Origin of the sequence: Polynucleobacter sp. MWH-UH25E, from assembly GCF_018687095.1 — a bacterium.
Taxonomy (GTDB): domain Bacteria; phylum Pseudomonadota; class Gammaproteobacteria; order Burkholderiales; family Burkholderiaceae; genus Polynucleobacter.
This window is the reverse complement of record NZ_CP061286.1, coordinates 256,190-280,659: the sequence shown is the minus strand read 5'-3', so window position 1 is coordinate 280,659 and position 24,470 is coordinate 256,190. Positions and strand designations below refer to the sequence as shown.

General features: G+C 44.4%; 30 protein-coding genes. 5 read left to right on the top strand and 25 right to left on the bottom strand.

Translation table 11 applies throughout. From position 1 onward, the window contains the following. Nucleotides 1–2: 2 nt before the first annotated feature. From ICV39_RS01490 to ICV39_RS01455, 8 genes are all read right to left on the bottom strand, one after another. Nucleotides 3–386, bottom strand: a complete 384-nt coding sequence (locus ICV39_RS01490; protein ID WP_215390147.1) for a type II toxin-antitoxin system HigA family antitoxin — start codon at nt 384–386, stop codon at nt 3–5. A 2-nt stretch (nt 387–388) separates the two neighbouring features. Then, nucleotides 389–691 carry a type II toxin-antitoxin system HigB family toxin gene (locus ICV39_RS01485; protein ID WP_215390146.1) on the bottom strand — a complete coding sequence of 101 codons (303 nt, stop codon included), beginning with the start codon at nt 689–691 and terminating at the stop codon, nt 389–391. Nucleotides 692–803: 112 nt separating this feature from the next. Next, complete coding sequence (locus ICV39_RS01480) at nt 804–1,421, bottom strand: riboflavin synthase (RefSeq protein WP_215390145.1); 618 nt, start codon at nt 1,419–1,421, stop codon at nt 804–806. Nucleotides 1,422–1,452: 31 nt separating this feature from the next. Continuing rightward, nucleotides 1,453–2,568, bottom strand: coding sequence for a bifunctional diaminohydroxyphosphoribosylaminopyrimidine deaminase/5-amino-6-(5-phosphoribosylamino)uracil reductase RibD (gene ribD / locus ICV39_RS01475; RefSeq protein ID WP_215390144.1), 1,116 nt, complete (start codon nt 2,566–2,568; stop codon nt 1,453–1,455). 16 nt (nt 2,569–2,584) lie between these two features. Continuing rightward, nucleotides 2,585–3,133: a GspH/FimT family pseudopilin gene (locus tag ICV39_RS01470; RefSeq protein WP_251372746.1), complete on the bottom strand. Its 549-nt coding sequence runs from the start codon at nt 3,131–3,133 to the stop codon at nt 2,585–2,587. Between the two features lies 1 nt (nt 3,134). Further along, nucleotides 3,135–3,446 (bottom strand): hypothetical protein, encoded by a 312-nt coding sequence (locus ICV39_RS01465; protein WP_251372700.1) that lies wholly within the window; start codon nt 3,444–3,446, stop codon nt 3,135–3,137. A 14-nt stretch (nt 3,447–3,460) separates the two neighbouring features. Continuing rightward, complete coding sequence (locus ICV39_RS01460; protein ID WP_215390142.1) at nt 3,461–4,093, bottom strand: hypothetical protein; 633 nt, start codon at nt 4,091–4,093, stop codon at nt 3,461–3,463. Beyond that, nucleotides 4,017–4,361, bottom strand: coding sequence for a hypothetical protein (locus tag ICV39_RS01455; RefSeq protein ID WP_215390141.1), 345 nt, complete (start codon nt 4,359–4,361; stop codon nt 4,017–4,019). Before ICV39_RS01455 ends, ICV39_RS01460 begins: the two co-directional genes overlap by 77 nt. Nucleotides 4,362–4,484: 123 nt before the next feature. On the opposite strand from ICV39_RS01455, the gene ribBA reads away from it, so the two are divergent. The 4 genes from ribBA to ICV39_RS01435 all read left to right on the top strand — a co-directional run bounded on the left by ribBA (nt 4,485) and on the right by ICV39_RS01435 (nt 8,277). Beyond that, the gene (ribBA, locus tag ICV39_RS01450) at nt 4,485–5,618 is read left to right on the top strand and encodes a bifunctional 3,4-dihydroxy-2-butanone-4-phosphate synthase/GTP cyclohydrolase II (protein WP_215390140.1); all 1,134 of its coding nucleotides are present in this window, start codon (nt 4,485–4,487) and stop codon (nt 5,616–5,618) included. 24 nt (nt 5,619–5,642) lie between these two features. Then, complete coding sequence (gene ribH, locus ICV39_RS01445) at nt 5,643–6,155, top strand: 6,7-dimethyl-8-ribityllumazine synthase (protein ID WP_215390139.1); 513 nt, start codon at nt 5,643–5,645, stop codon at nt 6,153–6,155. A gap of 8 nt (nt 6,156–6,163) precedes the next feature. After that, nucleotides 6,164–6,679 (top strand): transcription antitermination factor NusB, encoded by a 516-nt coding sequence (nusB, locus tag ICV39_RS01440; protein ID WP_215390138.1) that lies wholly within the window; start codon nt 6,164–6,166, stop codon nt 6,677–6,679. 119 nt (nt 6,680–6,798) lie between these two features. Further along, nucleotides 6,799–8,277: an NAD-dependent succinate-semialdehyde dehydrogenase gene (locus tag ICV39_RS01435; protein ID WP_215390137.1), complete on the top strand. Its 1,479-nt coding sequence runs from the start codon at nt 6,799–6,801 to the stop codon at nt 8,275–8,277. A 50-nt stretch (nt 8,278–8,327) separates the two neighbouring features. On the opposite strand, the gene trmB is transcribed toward ICV39_RS01435, so the two are convergent. The 5 genes from trmB to ICV39_RS01410 are packed head-to-tail and all read right to left on the bottom strand — an operon-like array spanning nt 8,328 to nt 12,470. Beyond that, on the bottom strand, nt 8,328–9,146 hold the full coding sequence (gene trmB, locus ICV39_RS01430) for a tRNA (guanosine(46)-N7)-methyltransferase TrmB (protein ID WP_215390136.1): 819 nt from the start codon (nt 9,144–9,146) through the stop codon (nt 8,328–8,330). Beyond that, nucleotides 9,136–10,140 carry a glycosyl transferase family 90 gene (locus tag ICV39_RS01425; protein WP_215390135.1) on the bottom strand — a complete coding sequence of 335 codons (1,005 nt, stop codon included), beginning with the start codon at nt 10,138–10,140 and terminating at the stop codon, nt 9,136–9,138. The genes trmB and ICV39_RS01425 overlap by 11 nt, the downstream gene beginning before the upstream one ends. 33 nt (nt 10,141–10,173) lie before the next feature. After that, nucleotides 10,174–11,109: a UDP-glucuronic acid decarboxylase family protein gene (locus ICV39_RS01420; RefSeq protein WP_215390134.1), complete on the bottom strand. Its 936-nt coding sequence runs from the start codon at nt 11,107–11,109 to the stop codon at nt 10,174–10,176. Between the two features lie 33 nt (nt 11,110–11,142). Further along, entirely contained in the window at nt 11,143–11,601 is a 459-nt protein-coding gene (locus ICV39_RS01415) for a DUF2721 domain-containing protein (RefSeq protein WP_215390133.1), read from the bottom strand. 23 nt (nt 11,602–11,624) lie between these two features. Beyond that, nucleotides 11,625–12,470 (bottom strand): undecaprenyl-diphosphate phosphatase, encoded by an 846-nt coding sequence (locus tag ICV39_RS01410; protein WP_215390132.1) that lies wholly within the window; start codon nt 12,468–12,470, stop codon nt 11,625–11,627. Nucleotides 12,471–12,577: 107 nt separating this feature from the next. Between ICV39_RS01410 and ICV39_RS01405 the strand changes: the two genes are divergently transcribed. After that, nucleotides 12,578–14,212, top strand: a complete 1,635-nt coding sequence (locus ICV39_RS01405; protein ID WP_251372699.1) for a TolC family protein — start codon at nt 12,578–12,580, stop codon at nt 14,210–14,212. On the opposite strand, the gene waaC is transcribed toward ICV39_RS01405, so the two are convergent. The 12 genes from waaC to ICV39_RS01345 are packed head-to-tail and all read right to left on the bottom strand — an operon-like array spanning nt 14,193 to nt 24,470. Continuing rightward, nucleotides 14,193–15,239: a lipopolysaccharide heptosyltransferase I gene (waaC, locus tag ICV39_RS01400; protein WP_215390131.1), complete on the bottom strand. Its 1,047-nt coding sequence runs from the start codon at nt 15,237–15,239 to the stop codon at nt 14,193–14,195. The two genes, ICV39_RS01405 and waaC, sit on opposite strands and share 20 nt — an antisense overlap. Continuing rightward, on the bottom strand, nt 15,239–15,814 hold the full coding sequence (gene rfbC / locus ICV39_RS01395) for a dTDP-4-dehydrorhamnose 3,5-epimerase (protein WP_215390130.1): 576 nt from the start codon (nt 15,812–15,814) through the stop codon (nt 15,239–15,241). The genes waaC and rfbC overlap by 1 nt, the downstream gene beginning before the upstream one ends. Nucleotides 15,815–15,825: 11 nt before the next feature. Then, a complete protein-coding gene (gene rfbA, locus ICV39_RS01390; RefSeq protein ID WP_215390129.1) occupies nt 15,826–16,752 on the bottom strand; it encodes a glucose-1-phosphate thymidylyltransferase RfbA in 927 nt (308 codons plus the stop codon). A gap of 21 nt (nt 16,753–16,773) precedes the next feature. Beyond that, a complete protein-coding gene (gene rfbD / locus ICV39_RS01385; RefSeq protein WP_215390128.1) occupies nt 16,774–17,727 on the bottom strand; it encodes a dTDP-4-dehydrorhamnose reductase in 954 nt (317 codons plus the stop codon). 16 nt (nt 17,728–17,743) lie between these two features. After that, nucleotides 17,744–18,802 (bottom strand): dTDP-glucose 4,6-dehydratase, encoded by a 1,059-nt coding sequence (rfbB, locus tag ICV39_RS01380; protein ID WP_215390127.1) that lies wholly within the window; start codon nt 18,800–18,802, stop codon nt 17,744–17,746. A gap of 33 nt (nt 18,803–18,835) precedes the next feature. Further along, nucleotides 18,836–19,648 carry a DUF5672 family protein gene (locus ICV39_RS01375; protein WP_215390126.1) on the bottom strand — a complete coding sequence of 271 codons (813 nt, stop codon included), beginning with the start codon at nt 19,646–19,648 and terminating at the stop codon, nt 18,836–18,838. A gap of 35 nt (nt 19,649–19,683) precedes the next feature. After that, on the bottom strand, nt 19,684–20,604 hold the full coding sequence (locus ICV39_RS01370; RefSeq protein WP_215390125.1) for a DUF6492 family protein: 921 nt from the start codon (nt 20,602–20,604) through the stop codon (nt 19,684–19,686). Between the two features lie 35 nt (nt 20,605–20,639). Next, entirely contained in the window at nt 20,640–21,992 is a 1,353-nt protein-coding gene (locus ICV39_RS01365; protein ID WP_251372698.1) for a hypothetical protein, read from the bottom strand. Between the two features lie 17 nt (nt 21,993–22,009). Continuing rightward, nucleotides 22,010–22,975, bottom strand: coding sequence for an aspartate carbamoyltransferase catalytic subunit (locus ICV39_RS01360; RefSeq protein ID WP_215390124.1), 966 nt, complete (start codon nt 22,973–22,975; stop codon nt 22,010–22,012). Further along, entirely contained in the window at nt 22,975–23,475 is a 501-nt protein-coding gene (gene pyrR, locus ICV39_RS01355; RefSeq protein WP_215390123.1) for a bifunctional pyr operon transcriptional regulator/uracil phosphoribosyltransferase PyrR, read from the bottom strand. Before pyrR ends, ICV39_RS01360 begins: the two co-directional genes overlap by 1 nt. Before the next feature lie 43 nt (nt 23,476–23,518). Next, on the bottom strand, nt 23,519–23,929 hold the full coding sequence (gene ruvX, locus ICV39_RS01350; RefSeq protein ID WP_215390822.1) for a Holliday junction resolvase RuvX: 411 nt from the start codon (nt 23,927–23,929) through the stop codon (nt 23,519–23,521). Between the two features lies 1 nt (nt 23,930). Beyond that, nucleotides 23,931–24,470 (bottom strand): YqgE/AlgH family protein, encoded by a 540-nt coding sequence (locus ICV39_RS01345; protein WP_251372745.1) that lies wholly within the window; start codon nt 24,468–24,470, stop codon nt 23,931–23,933.

Genomic DNA, 24,470 nt, shown 5'->3' with positions numbered 1-24,470 from the left:
ATCTAGGCGGGATGTAATTCATCGTCCTGCTTGATAAGACTATCTGCAGGTATTCCTAACATGGAATGCAACTTCCAAATCATTTTCAGAGTTAACGGCCGCTTACGATTTAATATTTCATAAACACGGTTTAATCCGCCAATCATGGGCTGTAAATCCTTAGGTTTTAGACCAGCCTGCTCCATTCTAAATTTGATTGCCTCAACTGGATCTGGTGGATCTATTGAATAATGCTTCGCCTCATAAGCTTCAATGAGCATCAAAAGTAATTCAAGCCGATCCGCCTCTTTGCTTCCTTTTTTGGGCTCTTTATCTACAAACAGAGATACCTCTGCCAAGGCAGACATGTAATCTTTTTCATTCCTTATGGGTTTTAATTCTTTCATAGTTACTCTATCTCCACTGATTCTGCGTTAATTCGATCATAAGCGGCGTGCGTTCCAACAAACTTTATATAAACCACTCCAAAACGATAAGCAACAGCAACGATTAACCGATAGTCATTCCCCTTGATGTTAAAAATCACTCTGTTTTTACCAACAAAACTGGCATTTCGATATTGATTTTTAATATCTTGGGGTGATTGCCACACTGAACTGATTGCCTCGTCATACCAAGCCTTGAGAGGCTGCTCAGAATCTTTGTGTTTGGCCCAAAACTTTATTAAGCATTTTTTAGCAATGACCCTCATTGTTGTATTATAGTCCCAAAATGGGACTATAATCAATGGGGTTATTTAACCTCGCCTTCAGAATGGCTTAAGCATACCCTCAATTAGGCCTAAATTATTAGTGTTCTTGGGATTACTTAACCTGAGCTTCAAGCATCCGCGCTACATAACGCGCTATCAGATCTACCTCGAGATTCACTGCATCACCTTGTTTCAGATTTCCAAGTGTGGTGCTTTGCAAGGTATGCGGAATTAAATTGATATCGACAATGCAAGCTTGAGTAGTGTCTTCTGTTTTGTTGACGGTGAGCGATACACCATTCACAACGATAGAGCCCTTGTAGGCCAAAAATGGCGCTAACACTTTTGGCGCTTCAATTCTCAATAACCAAGAGCCATGAGCATCTTGAGAAACTTGGGCAAAGTGGGCTACCTTACCAATACCATCTACGTGGCCGCTAACTAGATGGCCTCCAAGTCGATCATTTAAACGCAGTGCCTTTTCTAGATTAACTGGGCCAACTTGATCAAGTCCAACCGTTTTATTAAGAGACTCGCGAGAAATATCCAAAGCAAAAGTATTGCCATTGAATTGCGTCGCTGTCATGCAAGCGCCTTGAATGGCAATACTATCGCCAAGGGCCACATCATCCAAATAACCTGAGGGCACCTCAACGATTAAGTGCAAGCCATCGCCCTTTGCTTGAGTGCTTTTGATTTGACCTACGGCAGTGATAATTCCAGTAAACATGTAGTGATTTTAGTGTGTATCTTCAGTGTCATTAACGCTTCATCAGCCTAAGCCTAAAGTCGTCACCAATCAAGCTCTGATCAATGACTTGCCAGTCTTGGCGCGAACTTAATGAAGCCAAGGCAGAGACATTAGCCATACCAATGCCCTCGCCCATCAGGAATGGTGCGTAGTAAAGTAACAATTCATCTACGCAACCCTCTCGCAACATCGAACCATTTAGCTTAAAGCCGGCCTCGATGTGAATTTCATTCATCTCGCGCTCTTGAGCAAGATATGCAAAAAGCTTAGGTAAATCCACCTTTCCAAAAGCATTAGCCATCGCAACGACCTCAATGCCTCTTGCTTTAAAAGATTTTGCTTTTTCTTGGCCCTCTGGACTATCCAAGTTTGCGCAAACGATGATTACACCGGATTGGTCAATATTTTCCAGAATCTTCGCATTCGGTGGTGTCTCTAGCTTGGAGTCCACAATAATTCGCCAAGGCTGGCGTTGTGTTCCAACATCGCGCACATTGAGAGTGGGATCATCCTCCTTGACAGTCCCAACGCCAGTCACAATTGCACAGGCTTGGGCTCGCCAGTGATGGCCATCGGCTCTCGCCAACGGTCCAGTAATCCATTGACTCTCGCCACTGGGTAGGGCAGTTTTTCCATCAAGACTTGCCGCAATTTTTAAACGCACCCAAGGCAGACCTCGAGTCATTCGAGAAATAAATCCGCGATTCAACTGCTTTGCTTCAGACTCCATCAAGCCACATTGCACTTCAATACCAGCAGCCTTTAATTTCTCAAGACCATTTCCAGAAACTAATGGGTTTGGGTCACTCATTGCTGCAATTACTTTGGCTGGCTTTGCAGCGATCAATGCATCAACACAAGGTGGCGTACGTCCAGTATGACTACATGGCTCTAGAGTCACGTAGATAGTTGAGCCTGCAGAATCATTTCCATTCGCTTTGACATCTGCCAGCGCCTGGACTTCTGCATGAGGGCCACCAACAAGTTGCGTAAATCCTCGACCAATCACACGCCCATCTTTCACGATGACACAACCCACCCGAGGATTGGGGTTGGACAAATAGAGTGCTTTCTGAGCCTCGGCTAATGCCTCGCCCATCCATTGGTGATCAACAGCGGTATACATGCATCTATTAAACCATTCAATGGCAACGCTTTGTATCTCTGGCAGGGTCACAGATTCGCCAACGCCCACCACTGCCCAATATCAGCTGGCGCTCTAAGCCCGGATACCTTTGGTGGCCCAATACCAGACGATTGGCAACAAAACCGCCCTGAGCTGTTTTAGCAGCCCCTGCAGCATTAAACAGAATTCCAGTTTTGCCTGTATGGGGATCCATAAAGTATCTGCCCCCACCCCGAAAAAAGATGGGGTCAATTCTCCCTTGAGAAAGCCATACTTTGCTCACGCAATCAGGCTTGCTAAATTTACTTAAACAACCACTACTAATGACCCAGCCACCGTCCCACTTGCCGTCCAAGAGAGGTTCAATCCTCATAGACTCACCCAAGTGCAATGCATGCTGACGCGCAAATTGAGCGTGAGCAATCCATCTTCTGGCGACTGATTCGATTTCGCGAGAGGCAGTTTGCTTTTGCAGTAGTGGCATCGTGACAGTTGTGGCAATAGCAATAATCAACATCACCGCCATTAATTCCAGCAAGCTTGCCCCTGACTCCGGTTGGTGCATTTTATTCAAATGCTTGACGCCAATTTAGGCGGGTAATCACACCTAATTTTTCATCTACCAAAACATGTAGGTGAATACTCGGTTTTTCTTTACTAGAAATCAGCCATAAGCCCTTGCCTACAGACTGAATGAAGCAGTGATTTTCCATTAATGCAGATACCTTAGTAATATTTTCTTCGCATTCAAGAACTGATCTCTCTGCAGACATAAATCGCTCTTGTGCATACTCAATTGTTTTTGTCTCAAGCGCACGCAGACTGGTTAATCTCTCAAGATAAATAATGAGAGACGAACACAAAAGTAATAATGACATCACCCAAGCCAAAATCATGGGAGATTTCTGGTGATGAAGGTGCGCATGAATGTCTTCTGCAAAGAAGCTCCATCGGTCATTTCTAGTTTGATCCTAAAGGCCCTTTGGCCCTGGTTTATAGAGGGGTTTAGTTCATCAATCTTTAAGTGATTAATACCGTTCATCAGGGTAGTGTTTTGTATTCGGCCCTGACGATCTAGTGACTGACACATTAGTGAGCCACCATTAATTTTCGCCCCCTTTGGTAAGCCAGCTTGCCTTTCCACTAAAAAACCTTGCAAGGCTAAGTTGTGTTTTGTGCGATCGTTCGTTAATACATTTCCGATGCAATCAAAATCGATTTCATTTGATAACTCGTGTCTCGCAAGTAAAGAATCAGATCCCTGATAACCGGCACCCTTCTGAATCTCAATTGAATTTTTGATATTTTTCTTGCTTGCAATCTCTTGAGCTGATTTCATATTTCGATAGCCCGCCATCCGAATAGCGCGCCCAATCAACTCCAATGCGCGCTCCGCTTCTGAAGTGAGAGCTTGAGATTTTTCATACTCCATTTGCTTAACCCACAAATCAGCGCTGATTTTTAGCAGTGGATTTATTAGCAGGGTGCAAAGCGCGATTCCGACCAGACACTCGAGAAGATTCATGCTTCACATCCTTAATGGAAATATTGGGACTACTGGGTGGGCTGATTTGCTTGTTATTGGCGTTATTAACCCTAACTTGTTCTGCAAGCTCGTAGCTATCAAAAGTCTGCCTAAGATGGGAGCGTTTGCTCTCCTGCTGCTTAAACCGAAGAGCCAATCCTTGATAAGCGCCAATGGAAATCATCCAAACACCCAAAATGAGACTCATCGCCACTAATACCTCGAGCAAGATAAATCCATTCGCTGGGTTTTGGGTGTTGAGGCTCATATGGCATTTTCTAGAGCCCCAAAGGCTAATAAAACAGGACTCAGAGGGTCTTACCGTCAGATAAGCAGAAGAATGCCGTCGGAGACTAACGATAATCGCCTGCTCAGCTTAAAATACATGGCTATGCCAAATACCCTTTCCCCCACAGAAGAAATCATTGCCGAGCTTCGTGCTGGCCACATGGTCATTCTCGTGGACGAAGAAGATCGCGAAAACGAGGGTGATCTAGTTTTGGCTGCTGATCATGTCAGCGCAGAAACAGTCAATTTTATGGCCAAACACGGTCGTGGGCTCATTTGCCTGACATTGACCCGCGAGCGCTGCCAGCAGCTCAATTTACCGTTGATGGTGCGCGATAACGGCACCTCCATGGGAACCAACTTCACCGTCTCGATTGAGGCAGCTACTGGTGTGACTACTGGTATTTCTGCTGCAGATCGCGCCTTGACCATTAAGACTGCTGTGGCACCGAATGCCAAACCAAGCGACTTAGTACAGCCTGGTCATATTTTTCCGCTGATGGCGCAACCTGGTGGTGTATTGATTCGCTCTGGCCATACAGAGGCCGGCTGTGATCTTGCGGCAATGGCAGGTTGCTCTCCAACAGCGGTGATTTGCGAGATCATGAAAGATGATGGCAGCATGGCACGCTTGCCAGACCTACTAGAGTTCGCCAAAGAACATCAACTCAAAATTGGTAGCATTGCCGATCTCATCAAATACCGTAGCCAAAACGAAAGTATTGTGGTGCGTGAGGGTGTTCGTGAATTCATCACCCCATGGGGTAAGTTTGAGGGCATTATCTATCGTGACACCCCAAGCTCATGCATTCATATTGCACTAGTACATGGCAAACCATCCGAAGCGCAAGAAACCCTAGTACGAGTACATGAGCCTGTAACCGTTTTGGACTTTTTAGATTCTCAGGTTAGCACCCATTCTTGGCCATTAGCACAAGCACTCCAAGAGATTGCTAGCGCCCCTGCAGGAGTTGCCGTTTTACTCAATGCAGCAGGCATTGCTGCCCCCAATGATCAAGACTGGTTAGCGCAATTTAAAAAACTGAACCAATCCTCTGATGAAGTAAAACAAACGCTTACTCGTAAAACCGATTTCCGTAGCTATGGAATCGGTGCGCAAATCCTTAAAGATATTGGGGTTGGTAAGATGCGTTTATTAGCCAACCCAAGTCCAGTACCAAGTCTTTCTGGTTACAAATTAGAAGTAACGGGATACATTCCCTATCAACCAAAATAAGCATCATCTCTTTAAAAGATCATCATGACTCAATCGAACAGCGACGCAGTAGGAGTATTAGAAGCAGATCTCAATGGTCAAGATTTACGAATCGGTATCGTGCAAGCTCGCTTCAATGAAGATCATTGCGTTGCCCTTACTAATGCCTGCATTCAGGAATTGATTGCTTTAGGCGTTGCGCAATCCGACATTAAATTAGTCACCGTTCCTGGTGCACTCGAGATTCCTTTCGCCCTTCAAAAGCTTGCGGAGACAGGTGAATTCGATGGATTAGTTGCCTTGGGTGCAGTGATTCGTGGTGAAACCTATCACTTTGAGTTGGTCTCAAATGAATCTGCTTCAGGTATTACTCGTATTTCTATCGACTCTGGTTTGCCGATTGCCAACGGCGTCCTCACTTGCGATACCGATGAGCAAGCGGCTGTCCGCGTCAATGTGAAAGGCGCTGACTGCGCCAAAGCCGTAGTGGAAATGGCTAATCTTGCATTGGCATTGACCCCTGACATTGATTTTGAAATGAACGATGGTGAAGAGTAATAATCAATATGACTAAATCATCTCTGAATCCATCACAATCTAGCAAAGATGGGGATAACGCTAAATCTGCGGCACCTAAGCGTTCTCTCACCCCGCGTCGACGTGCCCGTGAATATGCTCTTCAAGGTGTGTATCAAAGCTTAGTGGTACGTCGTGCAGGAAGCTTACCTAACAGTGCTGCAATCGCCAAACAATTAGCTGAAGATCCAGCTTTTAAACGTTGCCAACTCGATTTGTTTAATGGCATTTTTCAAGGCGTACTAGAACGCACTGATGAGCTCGAAGCAATTATTACCCCAGCACTAGATCGACCGATTAATGAACTCTCCCCAGTTGAGCATGCTGCCCTACTGATTGGTGCCTATGAATTAGCCGCCGATTTATCTGTGCCTTATAAAGTCGCGATTAATGAAGCTGTAGAGCTTGCCAAAACCTTTGGTGGCACGGATGGCCATAAATATGTCAATGGCGTCCTCGATCTCTTGGCACAAAAACTCCGGGTCGCCGAAACTAAAGCTGATTAGACTGTTTTAGCAGGAGATTGCATTTGATAAAACTCACAAGGCAGCACTTGTGAGGTTTTTTATTTCTGGGGATAAAATCAATCTGAATAATGCATATACCCCGATCGGAAAAGTTCATCATGCAAAAAACAGATATTCGTAAGCTCCTCAAAGATCCTAGCTTATTTAAAGAGCAAGGCTTTATTAATAACGAATGGGTCAAATCTAGCTCTGATGCGATCTTCCCCGTCAATAATCCAGCCACCGGAGAAATCATTGCTCAGGTTGCCAACTTGAGTGCCCCGGATGCAGAGAAAGCAATCATTGCGGCTGATCAAGCCCTGCCGAAATGGAAGAGCATGACTGGCAAAGAGCGTGCCATCCTCATGCGTAAATGGTTTGATCTTATTTTGCAAAACAAAGAAGATCTTGCTGTACTAATGACCTTAGAACAAGGCAAACCTCTAGCCGAATCTACTGGCGAAGTTGTCTACGGCGCTTCTTTTATTGAGTGGTTTGCAGAAGAAGCAAAGCGTGTTTCAGGAACGATACCAACAACTATTTGGGGTGATAAGCGCTTTATGGTTCTCAAGCAGCCCATAGGGGTTTGCGTAGCCATCACACCCTGGAACTTTCCTAATGCGATGATTACCCGCAAAATTGCGCCAGCTATGGCAGCAGGTTGCACTATTGTGATTAAGCCAGCTGAACAAACGCCCTTATCAGCTCTAGCGCTCGCTGAGCTTGCAGTCAGAGCGGGCATCCCAAGCGGCGTTATCAATATTGTGACTGCCGATATGGATCAATCGATTGCGATTGGTAAAGCACTTTGCGCCTCGCCAACAGTCCGCCACCTTTCCTTTACAGGATCGACCGAAGTGGGTCGCATTTTGATGGCGCAGTGCGCGCCTACTGTGAAAAAGCTTGGCCTGGAATTAGGCGGTCATGCGCCATTCATTGTGTTTGATGACGCTGATATTGATGCGGCCGTAGCTGGAGCCATCGCTTCAAAGTACCGCAATTCTGGTCAAACCTGTGTATGCGCTAATCGCATTTATGTTCACAAAAAAGTTCATGACGTCTTTGTTGAAAAATTTGCCAAAGCCATTCAAGCTATCAAAGTTGGCAATGGCTTAGAAGCTGGCATCTCTCAGGGCCCCCTGATCGATCAAGCAGCATTTGAAAAAGTAGAGCGTCATATTGCTGATGCCTTAAGTAAGGGCGCTAAGCTCGTTACCGGTGGCAAGCCCTCACTTTTAGGGGGGACTTACTACGAACCCACAATTTTGGATAAGGTCACCAATGACATGCTCATTACTTATGAAGAGACCTTTGGACCAGTAGCGCCCATTATTAGCTTTGAAAGTGATGAAGAGGTAATCAAGTTGGCCAATAACAGTCAGTACGGCTTAGCATCCTACTTCTACAGCCGTGATATTGGTCGTATTTGGAAGGTAGCAGAAGCCCTAGAGTACGGCATGGTAGGCGTTAATAGCGGTATTATCGCCAACGAAGTTGTGCCGTTTGGTGGCGTCAAACAATCCGGCTTGGGCAGAGAGGGTAGCGTCTTTGGTATGGATGAATATCTAGAGCTAAAGTACGTCTGCGTTGGCTTGTAAACAAGCAGCTTGCAAACCCGTGTTTAATTTATGCACAGGCTTTTTAGGTCTTACTTCTTTTTATAGACTAGGTCCCAGACGCCGTGGCCTAGTTTGATGCCACGGTTTTCAAACTTCGTTACTGGGCGATAGCCTGGTCGCTCTACATAGCCTGGATGACTCATGGCCAACTGCTCAGCCGTGGGTTTAAATTCGTTCAAGCCTTTTGCAAGCTCTTCTGTTGTAGCAATATCTTCAGCAGCAAAGGTTTCAATCTTGATCAAATGACTAGAGGTATTTTGCAGGGCTGATTCAGCGTTGATGACTAAGAGCATTTGCTCAGCATAGTTATGCCAGTCTGTTGCTAAGTGCAGATAGCCATTTAGCTTTAAACGCGTTGCCAGTAATTTGACAAATTTCTCTTGAATGAGGCGACGCTTATGATGACGCCTCTTATGCCAAGGATCAGCAAAGTAAATATGGATGCCGTCCAAAGATTCTGGGGCAATCATATTTTCTAGAACTTCAACTGCATCATGACGAATGAGGCGTAGATTGCTGAGATTTTGCTCTCCAATCAGCTTTAATAGCGCGCCCACTCCAGGCAAGTGAACCTCAATTGCTAAAAAATCCTCTTCACTTCGCAAGGCAGCAATCTTAGCTGTGGTCTCGCCCATACCAAAACCGATTTCTAGAATCTTAGGCTTGGTTGAGCCATCAAAAAATCTCACTAAATCTAACGGCTGATCTTGATAAGGGATGAGAAAGCGAGGGCCCAAATCATCGATAGCGCGCTGTTGACCGGCAGTTGTTCTTCCTGCTCGCAGAACGAAAGAACGAATGCGTTCGAATTTACGACCAGCTTCACTAGTTATTAGATCACTCTTCAATGTGCTTTAGTGCCTTATTTATTTTTAGAATTGTATTTTTGAGCTCTGATTCATAAGAAAGGCTAAGAGCAAGTTCTTTGCCTGCTAGCCCAATTTTTTGAGCCTCATCATCATGCGCAATCAGCCAATGAACCTTGTCAACCAGATCTGATAAGTCTGATTTTACGGGAACAAAGTTTACCCATGGCACTAACTTATCGTAATACCACTGTCGAAATTGATTTGGAGAATCTACTTTTAATACCGTTGAGCCAGATAACAATTTTTGAAATAATCCAGACCAAGCATTCGAATTACCGTCAATATCGATCTGATATTTAGAACGCACACAATCCGTAATGGGCACAAAATCCCTTACCAATCCTGCCGCCTTAATCTCTTTAGCCTCTTTTTTTGAAACCTGCGCAAAAGCGCTAATACCCACATCAAAGAGAGATTGGGACTCAGATTGTCTGGCAATTTGACACAACTGAATTCTGGGCAAGTCTCTCCATGATTCACCTTGCCTAACACCAGTAGTGTTGCCACGCCAAAATGCGACTGGTTTACGCATGGCCCAGGGAGGAGAGTTCACCATAAAATCCAACATAGTCTGACGATATCCATAACTATGTAGAAAATCTCCATCAGGAATTAAGACTGAGTCTTGTCTATTAGAGCAAAATGTCAAACCAGAAGCCTGAGCCCAATCATCAAGGCTAATAAATATTTCTCCCGAAAGATAATGACTCGATAAATGGAATGCTTTAATTAGGGGTAATATTAGAGCAAGTCTAGCGACACAAATAAGGTATTTATCATGGTGTATCGAAGAATTAAAAATAAATTGACAAGAATCTTTGCTTAATAAGCGCCACTGAATCCCAACGGCAATGGTGGCTAACCTCTCCTCAGAAATTTGAATCTTCAGAGGTTGAGCAAATTCAGTAAATGCGCCACCAAGACGGTCCCATTCTTTGTACCTAACAAACTCAAAGAGTAACTTATTATTCACAGAGAGATATTGCCAATAACTTATCTATAAAAGCTATTTCACAATCTTCCTAAAATACGCAATCGTCTCTTTAAGACCATCCTCTAGATTGACTTTGGGCTGCCAACCAAGCTTTTGTTTAGCAAGCTCGATATTGGGTTGACGTTGCTTTGGGTCATCCGATGGTAGGGGTTGATGAATGATCTTCGATTTACTGCCCGAGAGTTTTAGAACTGTTTCAGCCAACTGCAGCATGGTGAACTCACCTGGGTTGCCAATATTGACTGGGCCTGTAAAACCTTTCTCCGAGTTCATCATTTTGACCATGGCATCAATCAAATCATCGACATAGCAAAAGCTTCTGGTTTGGTGGCCATCGCCATAAATCGTGATGTCTTTGCCTTGCAGTGCTTGCACAATAAAGTTACTGACCACTCGGCCATCATTGGGGTGCATACGTGGGCCATAGGTATTAAAGATGCGGACGACCTTGATGTCGAGATTGTGCTGGCGGTGATAGTCAAAAAAGAGGGTTTCTGCACAGCGCTTGCCTTCATCGTAGCAAGAACGAATACCGATTGGGTTCACCCTTCCCCAATACTCCTCAAGTTGCGGGTGTACCTCTGGATCGCCATAAACCTCGCTAGTAGAAGCCTGCAAGATCCGCGCCCTAGTTCTCTTAGCAAGACCGAGCATATTGATCGCGCCATGCACACTGGTCTTCGTTGTTTGTACGGGGTCGTACTGATAGTGCACTGGGGATGCAGGGCAAGCGAGGTTGTAGATCTGATTCGTTTCTACATAGAGCGGGAAGGTCACATCGTGACGCATGAGCTCGAGATTGGGATTAGGCAGTAAATGAGCCAGATTTGCTTTTGAGCCCGTGAAGTAGTTATCCACCACCAGCACATCATTACCCTCTTTTAAAAGTCTTTCGGCCAAGTGTGACCCGAGAAAACCTGCGCCGCCGGTGATGAGGATTTTGTTCATAGTTTTTGTCTAATTAAAGTTACTTTTGAAAACTTAATATTGTTTAGGAAAGTTCCAACCCGCAGAGCGGTAGGCATACACCACCTCAGCCAATACAACAGATAAAGAAGTCATAAAGGATATCAAACCCAATACAAAGGTCCAAATGACATAAGTGGTTTGCAGTGAGCGTACGGCGCCAGCTTGAAAGAAAAAGAGCTCTAGAACTGTCAGTGAAATCAATATACCACTCAACACATCAAAGAATATCGCTAGAGTACAAAGGCGGCCACGAATCTTGAACTCATTCGCTTCTTGATGCATATGCTCTAAAACTCTACCCTCCTTCGGCTCGCCGGAGTAGAGCGTATTTTGAATCGCTCGCATTCTGTCGACGTTTCTGGCCAGTCGGGCAGAAATAGCATTCAAAAGTGTAGCCACAGCAGTTAATAAAAATACAGGCGCCAATGCGAGCTGAATATTATTAGTGATCGCGTCTATTGATACATCCATATTAAAAGTCCAGTTTCTGTTAATTAATGAGACCAGGCAATTAAGCCACTATAGGATGTGAAAAGCACTAGCAAGCCAAATGCAATGCGATACCAAGCAAATGGAATGAAATTATGGTGTGCTACATAATGAATCAACCAGCGAACACAAATAAACGCTGAAATAAAAGCTGCTACAAAACCAACCACAATAGCAAGGCTAAAGTCTCCTGAGATAGCAACCGGGTTTTTCCAGAGCTTGAGCAGCTCGTAGGCTGTTGCTCCACCTATTACCGGAATGGCCAGGAAAAAAGAAAACTCCGTTGCTACAGTTCGTGGCAGACCGAATAACATTCCGCCAATGATGGTTGCGCCAGAGCGAGAGGTTCCTGGAATTAAAGCAGCACATTGCGCAATTCCCACCTTCAATGCATCTAAATAGGAAAGATCATCCACTGAATGTATGCGAGCATTCGTGTTGGTATTTTTTTCTTGACGGCGCTCAGCCCAAAAAATAATTAAAGCACCCACAATAAATGCACTAGCAACTGGAATTGGGGAAAAAAGCACGGCCTTAATATGTTTACTAAAAAGAAAGCCGAGCCCCATCGCTGGGATAGAGGCAATAATGAGGTTAAGTATGAAACGTCGTGAACTTGGGCTGCTTCCCAAGGATAGAATAACTTTCAGGAGTTTTTCTCGGAACTCCCAGCAAACTGCCAAAATCGCACCAAACTGAATAATGACTTCAAAGGCCTTGCCTCGGTCGTCATTGAAATCCAGCAAATCCCCCACCAAAATGAGATGGCCAGTACTAGAGATCGGCAAAAACTCTGTTAATCCCTCTACAACACCTAGAATGACTGCTTTTAGCAACAATATAAGATCCATAGGCAAATTTTATAGGGTTGTGAAGACGAAACATATATTTGGCAAAATAAGACCCAAATAAGCTACAGCAGCCATTTAGCCTTAAACTTCATGCACTTTAAGAATTAATGAATTTAATGACTCCAAACCGCTTCCGCCCCTCCAGATTGACAATCATGGGTCTAATTTTGGGGCAAGCGCTCGGTCTCAGCACTTGGCAACCTATGGCATTTGGGCAAAGCCCTAATGCGGCAGCAAAGCCAGCCCTTCCCATACCAGTTAGCGCTTCGTCCTTGATTGGCTTGGAGCAACCGCCACAAATTGCACCTGCACCAAGCAAACCAGCGTTGCCAACAAACGGTGCCCCATCCAGCGTGAATGAGAACACCCTCAATGCGCAAAAAGGGCAACTCAGTGATTTGATTCAGCTTTACCAAGATGCTGCCTTTAGCGACCCTATACTAAATGCGGCACGCTTTAATTACCAAGCGAGTAAAGAGCTCTACTGGCAAGGTCTATCCCTACTCTTGCCGCAAGCCAATGCCACACCTGGTGGCACGCGCTATTACCAGCATGGCGTTGGACAAACCGTTGTAGCAGCAGGTCCAGGTAACTCACGCGTCTTTGATCAGAAGAACTACACGGTCACCCTCACCCAACCCGTCTTCAATTTAGGCGCACTAGAAGCATTTAAGCAGGGAGATCTCAATACCAAGATCGCTGATATGCGTTTTTATTTAGCGCAGCAAGATCTGATTATTCGAGTTTCACAGGCTTATTTTGATGCTCTCACGAGTCAAGATAACGTTGAGCTTTATCGCAATAAAAAAGGGCTTATCAAGCAACAATTAGATGCTGCACAAGCTAAATTTGATGCTGGTCTCGCGACTATTGTGGATGTGAATACGGCCCAAGCTGCACTTGATCTTGCTAACTCTCAAGAGATCGCCGCTCAAGCAGATCTCGTGGTCAAAAAAGGTGCCTTAGAACAACTGGTTGGACATCCCGTTGGGCCACTGCGTCCACTCGTTAAAGAAGCAAAGATTGATGGCGTATTAAAGGATCCACGCTCCAAGAGTAAAGATCCCAAGAGTACCCCGGTTGCTGAGAGTGTTAATCCACAACTTCCTCCTGGACAAACTCTAGAGGATTGGATTAATCAAGCAGAAAGCGCTAACTTCAACGTATTAGCCAATCAACTTTCTGTAAGCCTTGCTGAGAGCACCTATCGTGCATCGCAAGCACTGAACTATCCCTCACTAAACTTAGTGGGAACATCTGGCTACAACACCTCTAATGGAACGCCAAATAGCTATACGCCAGCCAACACCAATGTATATAACAATACGATTGCTCTGCAAATGAATATTCCTCTTGTATCAGGAGGTTTCAATAGCGCTGTGATTCGTCAAAATGCTGCTCTAGTGGATGCAGCCAAAGCAAACTATGACAATGCCCGTCGTACTGCGGCACAAAACACTCGTACTGCATTTACTGGCTTCTATGGTGGCTTGGCAAGCGTGAAAGCTTACGAAGCGGCTGAACGCTCATCTAGCTCTGCTCTTGAGTCTAGTAAATTAGGTTTTCAGGTAGGTACCCTGATTAATATCGACGTCTTAATTGCTTTAGACACTCTGATCACTACGAGATCACAACTACAGCAAGCACGCTACAACACTATCCTAAACGCCATCAGACTAAAGGCGCATGCTGCCGCCCTAACAGACGAAGATTTAATCGCAATTAATTCTTTGCTACGTTAAGTAAATGTAGAGAAGCTTCAAGAGCTTCTGTCACTGTTGGTGGTTTTTGTATATCACCGATATTACGGATCTTGTCAGACCAATATCCCTCTGTCTTCCAGCGAGGTGAATCGCAGTAGATCTCAACCGTAGGTTTATTTAACACTGCAGCTAGATGTGTTAAGCCAGTATCAACACCAACTACAAGACTTGAGTTCGCAATCACTGGGAAAGCCTGTTCAATAGAAAATGCATTGGGAACAATCGATCCTGGAATTTGCGCGGCTAACTCACGACTAATCTGCTTTTCTGCAAGATTGCCCCAAGGAAGTACTGCCTGATAACCAAGCTCTGTCAGGCTTTTGCCCAACTGAATCCAATTTGCATTACACCAACGCTTAGCCTCTCGGGCGGTTGAATGGAAAAAAAGCACATAGGGTTTCTGAAAATCACCTGTCTGCTTAGTGTCAATTGAATCAAGATAGTCAGCCGGATAAAACTGGACTTTTTCAGATCGATCGATCAATAGCCAATCTAAAGCAGAGCTCGTTACATACCGAGATCGGTCAATCGCATGGCATCGAAATGGTACTTGAACACATTGACTATAAAACGCGCGGGCTATGGGTTCATAACCAGAGAACTCGCTGGCATTGGCAAGGCCAGCTACAACTGCGTTGGGTGTCTTATTCGCAAGAGCGCATACAAGCGCTGACTTTAATAAGCCCTGCGTCTCAATAATGACGTCATAACGAACTTGCTGTAACTGCTTCCTGAAAGCAAAAAACTCTTTCCAGGCTTGAATACTAAAGAGTGATTTTTTCCAGCGACGCAACCCAAAAGGGATGATTCGATTAATTCCCTGGAAACCATCTCGAGTAAGCAATGGGGTCAAAAGATTGACATAAGCTTCTTCAGCTACCCAATCAATTTGCGCATTTGGTAAACGCGCCCGAATATCCCAAACAATTGGCAAGTTATGTAACACATCCCCTAAAGAGGATAACTTTACTAATAATATTTTTGGGGCAGCGCTAGATTGATTCATTAAAACTTTGGGGCTTGTTCCCAAGATAATCCTGCAGCATCTTTAGCATTGAGATTGGGTGACACTCCTGATGCCAATGGCCACTGAATAGCAATGGTTGGATCATTCCATGCCAGGCAAACCTCACTTTGCGGGTGATAGTAATCCGTCGTTTTGTATAAAAACTCGGCGGTTGGCGAGAGTACTAAAAACCCATGAGCAAAACCCGCTGGCACCCAGAGTTGTTTATGATTTTCAGCGCTAAGCTCTACCCCAACCCACTTACCAAAAGTAGCAGAATCCTTACGCAGATCTACTGCCACATCAAATACTGAGCCCAATACAACTCTCACTAACTTGCCTTGGGTATGCTCCAACTGATAATGCATTCCCCGCAGAGTCGATTGCCGGGAAAAAGAGTGATTATCTTGAACAAAGTTCACGCTTAGGCCAGTTGCATCAGGAAAGTCTTGCGCATTAAAAGACTCAGTGAACCAACCACGCTCGTCACCAAAAACTTTTGGCTCAATAATTAACACTTCGGGTATTGCAGTTGCAGTGACTGCGACCTTAGGATGTGGTACTAATTGAGGCATCAAACCAGACATCAGCCAGCTTTCTTTTGCGATAAAGCAATAGGGGCTGAGCCGCTCTTCATTTCAGCCAAAATCTTGGTTAGATATTGTCCATAGCTATTTTTACTCAGCTGGGTAGCCACTTTTTGCACAGCCTCTGCATTGATCCAACCTTGACGGAATGCAATCTCTTCGGGACAAGCCACCATCAGGCCCTGTCTTTTTTGTAGAGTAGCAATAAAACCAGCGGCATCATGTAAAGAATCATGTGTTCCGGTATCTAACCAAGCAAAACCACGTCCCATAATCTCAACACTGAGTTGATTTTTCTCAAGGTAAATGCGATTAACATCCGTGATCTCTAGCTCACCACGTGCACTTGGCTTAATTGAGCTAGCGATATCACATACTTGATTGTCATAGAAATAGAGACCAGTGACTGCGTAATTACTCTTGGGATTCACAGGTTTCTCTTCAATAGAAACCGCTTTGTAGGATTTATCAAATTCCACTACACCGTAACGCTCTGGGTCGGTAACATGATAGGCAAAGACAGTTGCCCCATGCTGCCGTTGGTCAGCACTCTCTAAATTGCCTACGAGCTCATGCCCATAAAAGATGTTATCTCCCAGAACCAGAGCGCTAGGGTCATTTCCGACAAAGTTCTTACCCAAGATGAAAGCCTGCGCCAAACCATCCGGAGAGGGTTGAACACAATATTGAATATTGAGACCCCATTGAGAACCATCACCGAGCAACTCTGTGAATCGTGGCGTGTCATGCGGCGTAGAGATCAATAAGATGTCACGAATACCCGCAAGCATAAGCGTGGTTAACGGGTAGTAGACCATTGGCTTGTCGTAGACAGGCATGAGCTGCTTAGAAACTGCTTGGGTAACGGGATAAAGACGGGTTCCTGAGCCACCCGCCAAAATAATTCCCTTACGATTTACTGTCATTTCCATCGATACCCTATTTTGTTAAATCAAGCCACTGCGAGCTAAGCTAACAACATATTGCTTCACACTCTCATCCCATGGCATATTCCAATGCTGCAATTTTGTCACATCACCCTGGCGATCTAGAAAATCAGGGAGCTTTGCATTATTTAAACGGGAATTTTGAGGTCTTGGCGCAGGCAAAGGATATTCTGAAGCCAAAATAGGCTCTATTGACTGAGGACCGATCTTTAGCTGAATACCCTGCTCGGACGCCGTCTGAATAACCAAGCGCGCCAGTCCATGCCATGTTGTTTCACCATTAGGGACTGCATGGTAAATACCGGATGGGAATGAACGTAATTGAAAATGTTGATCTAAGACTAAATCTAAGCCAACCTGGGCAAGCCATGCAGCACTGGTGGGGACGCCATATTGATCATGAATCACCCTGAGTTGGTCGCGCTCTTTGGCCAAACGCAATATCGTGCGAATGAAATTTTGACCTTCACCGTATACCCAGCTTGTTCGTAATATTGCGAAGCGACCGCTCGCACTGTCAGAGAAAACATTCTCGATTAACTCTTCTCCTGCAGCCTTACTTTTTCCATAAATACCAAGAGGACTTCGCACATCAGACTCTAGATAAGGACGGTCTTGGGTGCCATCAAAAACATAGTCCGTAGAAAAGTGTAGCAAAGTAGCATCATGCTTACTTGCATAAGTAGCCATTAGTTCTGGAGCATTTGCATTGATTGCAAATGCTATCTCTACTTCTGTCTCGGCCTTATCAACTGCTGTATAGGCTGCGGCATTAATGATTAAATCAGGAGCAATCTTAGCCAAAACGTTTTTGACAGCTTCTTCATTTGAGAGATCACATTCATTACGACCAACATAATGAATATCTATAGACTGGCTAGCATTCGAGGATTTAAAAAGATCCCCGAATGCCTTGCCTAACTGACCATCTTTGCCGAAGACAATTATTCTCACGTTCAATTAGTGCGAATTAGTTATATTGCTTTTGCAACCAGTCGCGGTAAGAACCGCTAACAACGCCCTCAATCCACTTTGGATTATCCAAATACCACTGCACTGTCTTACGGATACCACTATCAAATGTTTCGGCAGGACGCCAACCTAATTCACGCTCAATTTTGCTAGCATCAATCGCGTAACGACGATCATGTCCCGGGCGATCTTTAACAAAAGTAATTTGCTCAGCGTAAGACTTCCCATCATTACGAGGCTTGAGCTCATCTAATATCTTGCAAATGGTTTTGACTACCTCAAGATTGGCTTTTTCATTCCAACCACCGATGTTGTAAGTTTCACCTAATACCCCCTTGGCCAGAACTTCACGAATTGCAGTGCAGTGATCACCTACGTATAACCAATCTCGAATCTGCTGACCATCACCATAGATTGGCAACGGTTTGCCATTGATGGCATTTAATATCACCAACGGAATTAACTTCTCGGGGAAGTGGTAAGGACCGTAGTTATTAGAGCAATTCGTTGTGACCACAGGTAGCCCATAGGTATGGAACCAAGCGCGCACTAAGTGATCAGAGGCCGCCTTAGATGCGGAGTATGGGCTATTTGGCTCATATGGATTGGTTTCGGAAAACGCAGGGTCGGTTGCCGAGAGCGATCCATAGACTTCATCGGTAGATACATGATGAAATCGAAATTGACTTTTTTCAGACCCTTTTAAACCATCCCAATACTCACGAGCGCATTCTAAGAGATTGAAAGTGCCCACAATGTTGGTTTGAATAAATTCTCCAGGACCATGAATGGAACGATCAACATGGCTTTCAGCAGCAAAGTTAATAATGGCGCGCGGCTGATATTGTTTTAGCAAATTGCTTACCAGCTCTTTGTCACCAATATCACCATGGACAAAGATATGACGTGGATCGTCTCGGAGTGATCCCAAGGTAGCCAAGTTCCCAGCATAGGTCAACTTGTCTAGATTGATGATTCCCTCATTGCCAGGAACCTTTAACCAATCCAGAACAAAGTTACCGCCGATAAAGCCCGCACCACCAGTTATTAGAATCATATGAACAAAAAATTGTTTTGGTTGTTGATTTTATTATGTTTTATTCAGCAAACAAATTTTCATAATTTGTAGCCTTAAAGCTAAAAACCGTCTACGCATCTTCCATCTAAATCGAATTCTGTGAGCAAGCTCGAGAGCTAATTTCAGCCTCTTTTGATTAATAAGAGCCCCAAATAGATCATAGGCATCCACCCCGCTCAGCGCGCTATCAGATAATAAATTTAAAAAATCGCTCAGCTGAGAATCACTTAAAACGTAAGCGAAATTAAAGAACCCATGGAATCCAAATGCTTCGTGCCAGGGGGCACGCTCTACTGCAAACTGATCTGCTAATTCTGGGGATGCAAATCGTATGTTGTATTGCTCTTCTAGAAATAGCTTGTTATCTACGCAGATGCAATAGTCTTCTGGATGCCTCTTGATAAATCCAGGTTGCTTGATGGCTTGCAACAGTTTTCTTGATCTAAGCGAGAACCCACCATTACCAACAGGATTCTCTGGATGATGAGGCCAAATGGGGCCAATGTAGTCATAGTCCAGAAAATGATCTGTCCATAGATGGGGATTTGTAATGAAACTATCCCATTGAATGACCAAAACGTGACTTCCCTCTACATACTGGTCAATGCCCGTGAGTAGTAAGTCGGAATAATCTTGGGTTGTCTTTATCTTCGGAGCCTGAACATAATCGATTCCGGCTCGCCTCTCTAAAACTCTATCTAAGTCTGTTAGAAGTACCACCTTTGCAAAGCGTACACCCCGCAAGCAACGCTCAATTGCCCAGTGGGCTAGCGCTGGATCACGAGTTTCAACACACAGCAAAGTGACTGAAGTGAGATCTAACATGCGTTGAGCGAGTTGCAGAACTCAATTGGCATGGATTAAATTAATCCTAGCAATAAAGAGAGCTTAAATTGGAGCTTTTTTAATGATCTCTTGATTGTGCGCCATACACGGGATGCAATACCTTTATTAGAGGGACCAAAATCGCCCCAGCTCTCCCAATTAGATTGATAGACCACGCCAAGATAGTCATGAGCTAGTAATTGCTCTGTATAGCCCAGGACCTGATGCGCCCAGAGTTGATGCTCATAGTGATAGTGCATAAACAACTGCTCTCGGGGATAAATTGGTATCGCCCTAAAGTTAATGAGTGATTCGCCATACCAAGTAAATTCAGATCCACACAGCAATACAGCATCTAAGAAATTTATACCATTTGGAGTCAAGTAGTTTTTATCTAAAGACTCCCATACTTTACGGCTCCACAAAAATGGGGCATAACCAAAATCATATGTCACACCTTTACGCCCTAAAGCAGCCTTGATGGGCTCTCGATCGGCTAAGAAATGCTGACGAATTTTCTTAGGGCCAAATCGCTCTGTCGCCTGCAGAACATCACGTCCTTCATGAATAACTGAGTACGGGATATCACCAGAAACAATAAAGTCACTTTCATCAAAATCTCGAATGAAGATGCAGTCAGAATCGAGCACCAGGTAATTTTCAGAAATCCCTAGTCTCCAAAACTCCGATTTAATGACTTGCTGTCTCAAGCCACCACGAATTTCATATAGCTTTTGAATATCTAATTTTGGATTCGCCTGAAATATGTCTTTCTCGTCGAAAACAATAACCTCATAGTCTTTTAGATATTGCTTAAATAATTCAACATCATCGGCTGGCACGGAGATATAAAAGGGAATATGGCTCTTATTGTGCTTTTGTATGCTCTGCGCAAGCTTGACAGTCCTCAATAAATCTTTGCGAAAAGTACAGCAATAGAGTACAAAATTAAGCATAGATATTTTTAGAAGTAATGTTGGAAATATTGCTGTTAAATAGTATTTAAGATTGTAGCGACTGCTTGTTTTACGGCGATCGGATCTCCTTTGGGGGCAGATAAGGCGTTTTGCTGCCAATCCAGCCAAATTCGCTCTAGTGCCATATCAATTCCTATCTTGTCTGATTGATGGCTTAAATAAGAACCCCGATCTAAGAGCATTTGATCAAGCTGAGGATTGCGGTGTGTTATTCCCCATATTGGACGACCCGCCCAAAGGTATTCATAAAATTTTGAGGGGATGTATTCAGCGCACCATTCATCATTTCCATGGAGCAAAATTAGTACATCAGACTTTTGGAGCTCCTGCACAACTCTTTCGCGACCAGAAATTCCGGTCACGGGATCTTTTTCAAGCCTCCCATGATCAATTAGGACATCGTGATACTGATACTGCTCAAGCGCTTGTTTTGTCAACGAATCAAGTGGAGCACCATATACATTGATGCGAATTTGCTGACGAGCTTCTGGGTACTTTTGAAACAAGGAGTGCAGTGCATGCAAAATGGTTGAGATCGAACGGTCTTTTGCCAATGATCCAGAATGAGATAAGTGCAGCTTATCCCCATAGCGATGTTCTTTATTGATCTTGAGGCCCCCTGGTGGTTCGGCACCTGGCAAGACGATAAACCCACGCGCGTTACCTGGGGTATTGAGATTGGGATTTCTGACTTTCGCATAATGTAATGCGCCATTCGTAAACCACCAGACATCATCCGCAAACTGACAAATACTTTTTTCTAGCGAATGACGAAATCGCGCATCCCGATTTCGCAGTATGCCAAAGCCATCATCAGCTGGGTTGCTACGAATAACTAAAGGATCATGGATTTCAGCGATCCATTTCACGCCAGTGATTTTTTTTAACCATAACCCTGCCAAATGCGCAGACCATGCCCCGCCAGTTGAATAAACTAAATCAATCTTTCCGGCGCTTATAAGCCTCCATCCATGAATAAATGCAGGCATCGCCCATGACCACTGACTTGAATAGCCCAAAATTAATTTTTCTAGGCCAATCAATGGAGCTAATAGAATAGAAACTGTTCTCGTCAGCAACTTATAGATAAATCCACGCCCATACTGGTTGGCAATCCAATGACGAAAATCAAAGCGAAAAGCGGCAGGGCCCCAGGCTAAATACTGCTTATGTGGAAAGCGCTCATCTTTGATACCAGTAATGGCACTAAATACGGTTGGCTGAATACCTGCTTCAAGCAGGTAAGGCATCTTATCTGTAATTGTCTGGCTTGATGCACGGCCATCCATATTAAAACCATGGGACAGAATCAACCATCTCTGATTTGAGAAATCCTTCAATTGAATATCTTGAACAGAATGATTCACGCTAAATAGTTATTAGACTAATTTCCCGCCACAATCGACATCACAGCCATACGAACTGCAATACCAAACGTCACTTGGTTCAAAATCACTGACTGTGGCCCGTCAGCAACTGCCGAATCAATCTCCACACCGCGATTCATGGGGCCAGGGTGCATCACAATTGCATCAGATTTAGCAAGCGCTAAACGTGATGGTGTGAGGCCATATTGCTTAAAGAATGCAGCGCCTTCAGGGACTTGACCTGCTTCCATGCGCTCTTTCTGAATGCGTAAGGTCATCACCACATCAACATCCTTAAGACCCTCTTCCATGCTATGAAATACTTTGACGCCGAGCATGTCAAGGTCACTCGGCAACAAACTCTCAGGACCAATTGCCCGAATGTCTTCACAACCCAAAGTCGTCAACGCATGAATATTCGATTTAGCTACGCGGCTGTGCACGATATCGCCAACAATGGCTACTTTTAAGCCTTTGAAATTCTGCTTGAAGTGACGCATCGTATACATGTCAAGCAAGCCCTGCGTGGGGTGCTGATGACTACCATCACCCGCATTCACAACATGGACATGAGCAGGAACATGATTGGCAATTTCAATTGGCGCTCTTGAAACACTATGGCGCACAACAAAGATATCCGCTTGCATTGCCACAAGATTGTCAATGGTATCTAAAAGACTTTCACCCTTTGCAGTAGATGAAGTAGAAATGTCTAAATTAATAACATCGGCAGAAAGACGTTTGGCGGCGATTTCAAAGGTGGTTCTTGTGCGAGTCGAGTTCTCAAAAAACAAATTGAAAACACTTTTTCCTCTTAGCAAGGGAACCTTTTTTACTTCGCGAGAAGGATCTGTAACGCTCACAAACTGCTGAGCTGTATCCAAAATATGCAAGATCTGCTCTTTTGGCAAACCCTCCAAAGTTAAAAGGTGCGTCAACTCTCCCGCAGAATTAAATTGATTTACAAGATTATCGACACCCATTATTCACGCCCCTCAAGCTGAAAACTCAATTTTCCAGCGGAATCTTTCTCTAAAACCAATATATGGTTATCGGCTACTTGCACTTGCTCACCCACAAAATTCGCTGCAACTGGAAGCTCACGATGACCGCGATCAGCCAGCACCATTAGTTCAACTTGCGCTGGTCTACCAAAATCAAATAATTCATTTAAGGCGGCGCGCACTGTTCTACCGGTAAACAAGACGTCATCAATCAAGACGATGTTGGCGCCATTCACTTCAAACGGTAAATGAGTCGTCATAGTGCTGGCAGTGCGCAATGCAGTCATTCCTTTTTCTGCATAGTCATCTCGATGAAAAGCCACGTTGATGACCCCATAATGAGGCATACCTAAGTCCTTGGCTAAACGCTCCGCAATCCAAGCGCCGCCCATTGCCAGTCCAGCCAGCTCAAATGAGCCCTGTTGAGCTCTTTTTTTGACAGCTCCTAGCAACTTTTCGTACATCAATTCAGCGTTCATTTATTTATTCCAACACTTCTCAATTTCAAACGATATCAAGCAATTATTGTTCCGCAAAATACTGCTCCAAAATGAGGGCAGCAGAGTGCGCATCTAGATTGTCCCGCATCTTCGCGTCCGCCTCTAAAACCGCCGAAGAATAACGTTCATCCACCCAAACCACTGGCAAATTAAGGCGTCCATGCAACTGATTGCCAAATCGGATGGCTTTAGCAGTCATCTCATGCTCTGCACCATCAGGATGTAAGGGGCGTCCAACCACTAGTCGATCGGGCTGCCATTCTTTTATTAGCGCCTGAATCTCTATAAACAAAGCGTCCAAATTTGGTGCAGCAATCGTTTTTAAGGCCTGTCCTGATTGCGTTACCGAGTTTCCGACTGCAACACCTACACGACGGGTTCCATAATCAAAAGCCATTACCGTAATTGACTTATCAATCGATGAATCAGACATCTCAGGCATGCCCTGCTTCACCAGATAGAGAAGATAAGTCAAAGCCAAGATGACTCATCGTCTTCTCATATCGCCTGCTAGATGGCGTATTAAAAATGATTTCCATCATTTGTTCTCGCGATAAAGGCACATTCATCCAGCCATTTAAGGTAATTTCTTCTTCAAGCTGGCCGGCACCCCAACCTGCATAACCTAATGTCATGAGGAAATTTTTGGGGCCATTACCTATAGCGACCGCCTCAAGTACATCTTTAGAGGTCGTCATTGTCAAACCTCCAGGAATGATCAAGGAAGAGCTATAGGAAAGTTGGGGGTTTGATTCATGAAGGACAAAACCACGCTCAATTTGCACGGGGCCACCAAAATATACGGGCTGCTCAAGCAATGGTGCAATTTCGAGTTTCAGCTCTATCTTGTCAAATAAAGTAGCTAAATCAACTTCAGTGGGTTTGTTCACCACCAAACCCATTGCACCTCGCTCATTGTGCTCAAATAAGTAAACAACAGAATTAGCAAAATTGGGATCTACCATGCCTGGCAT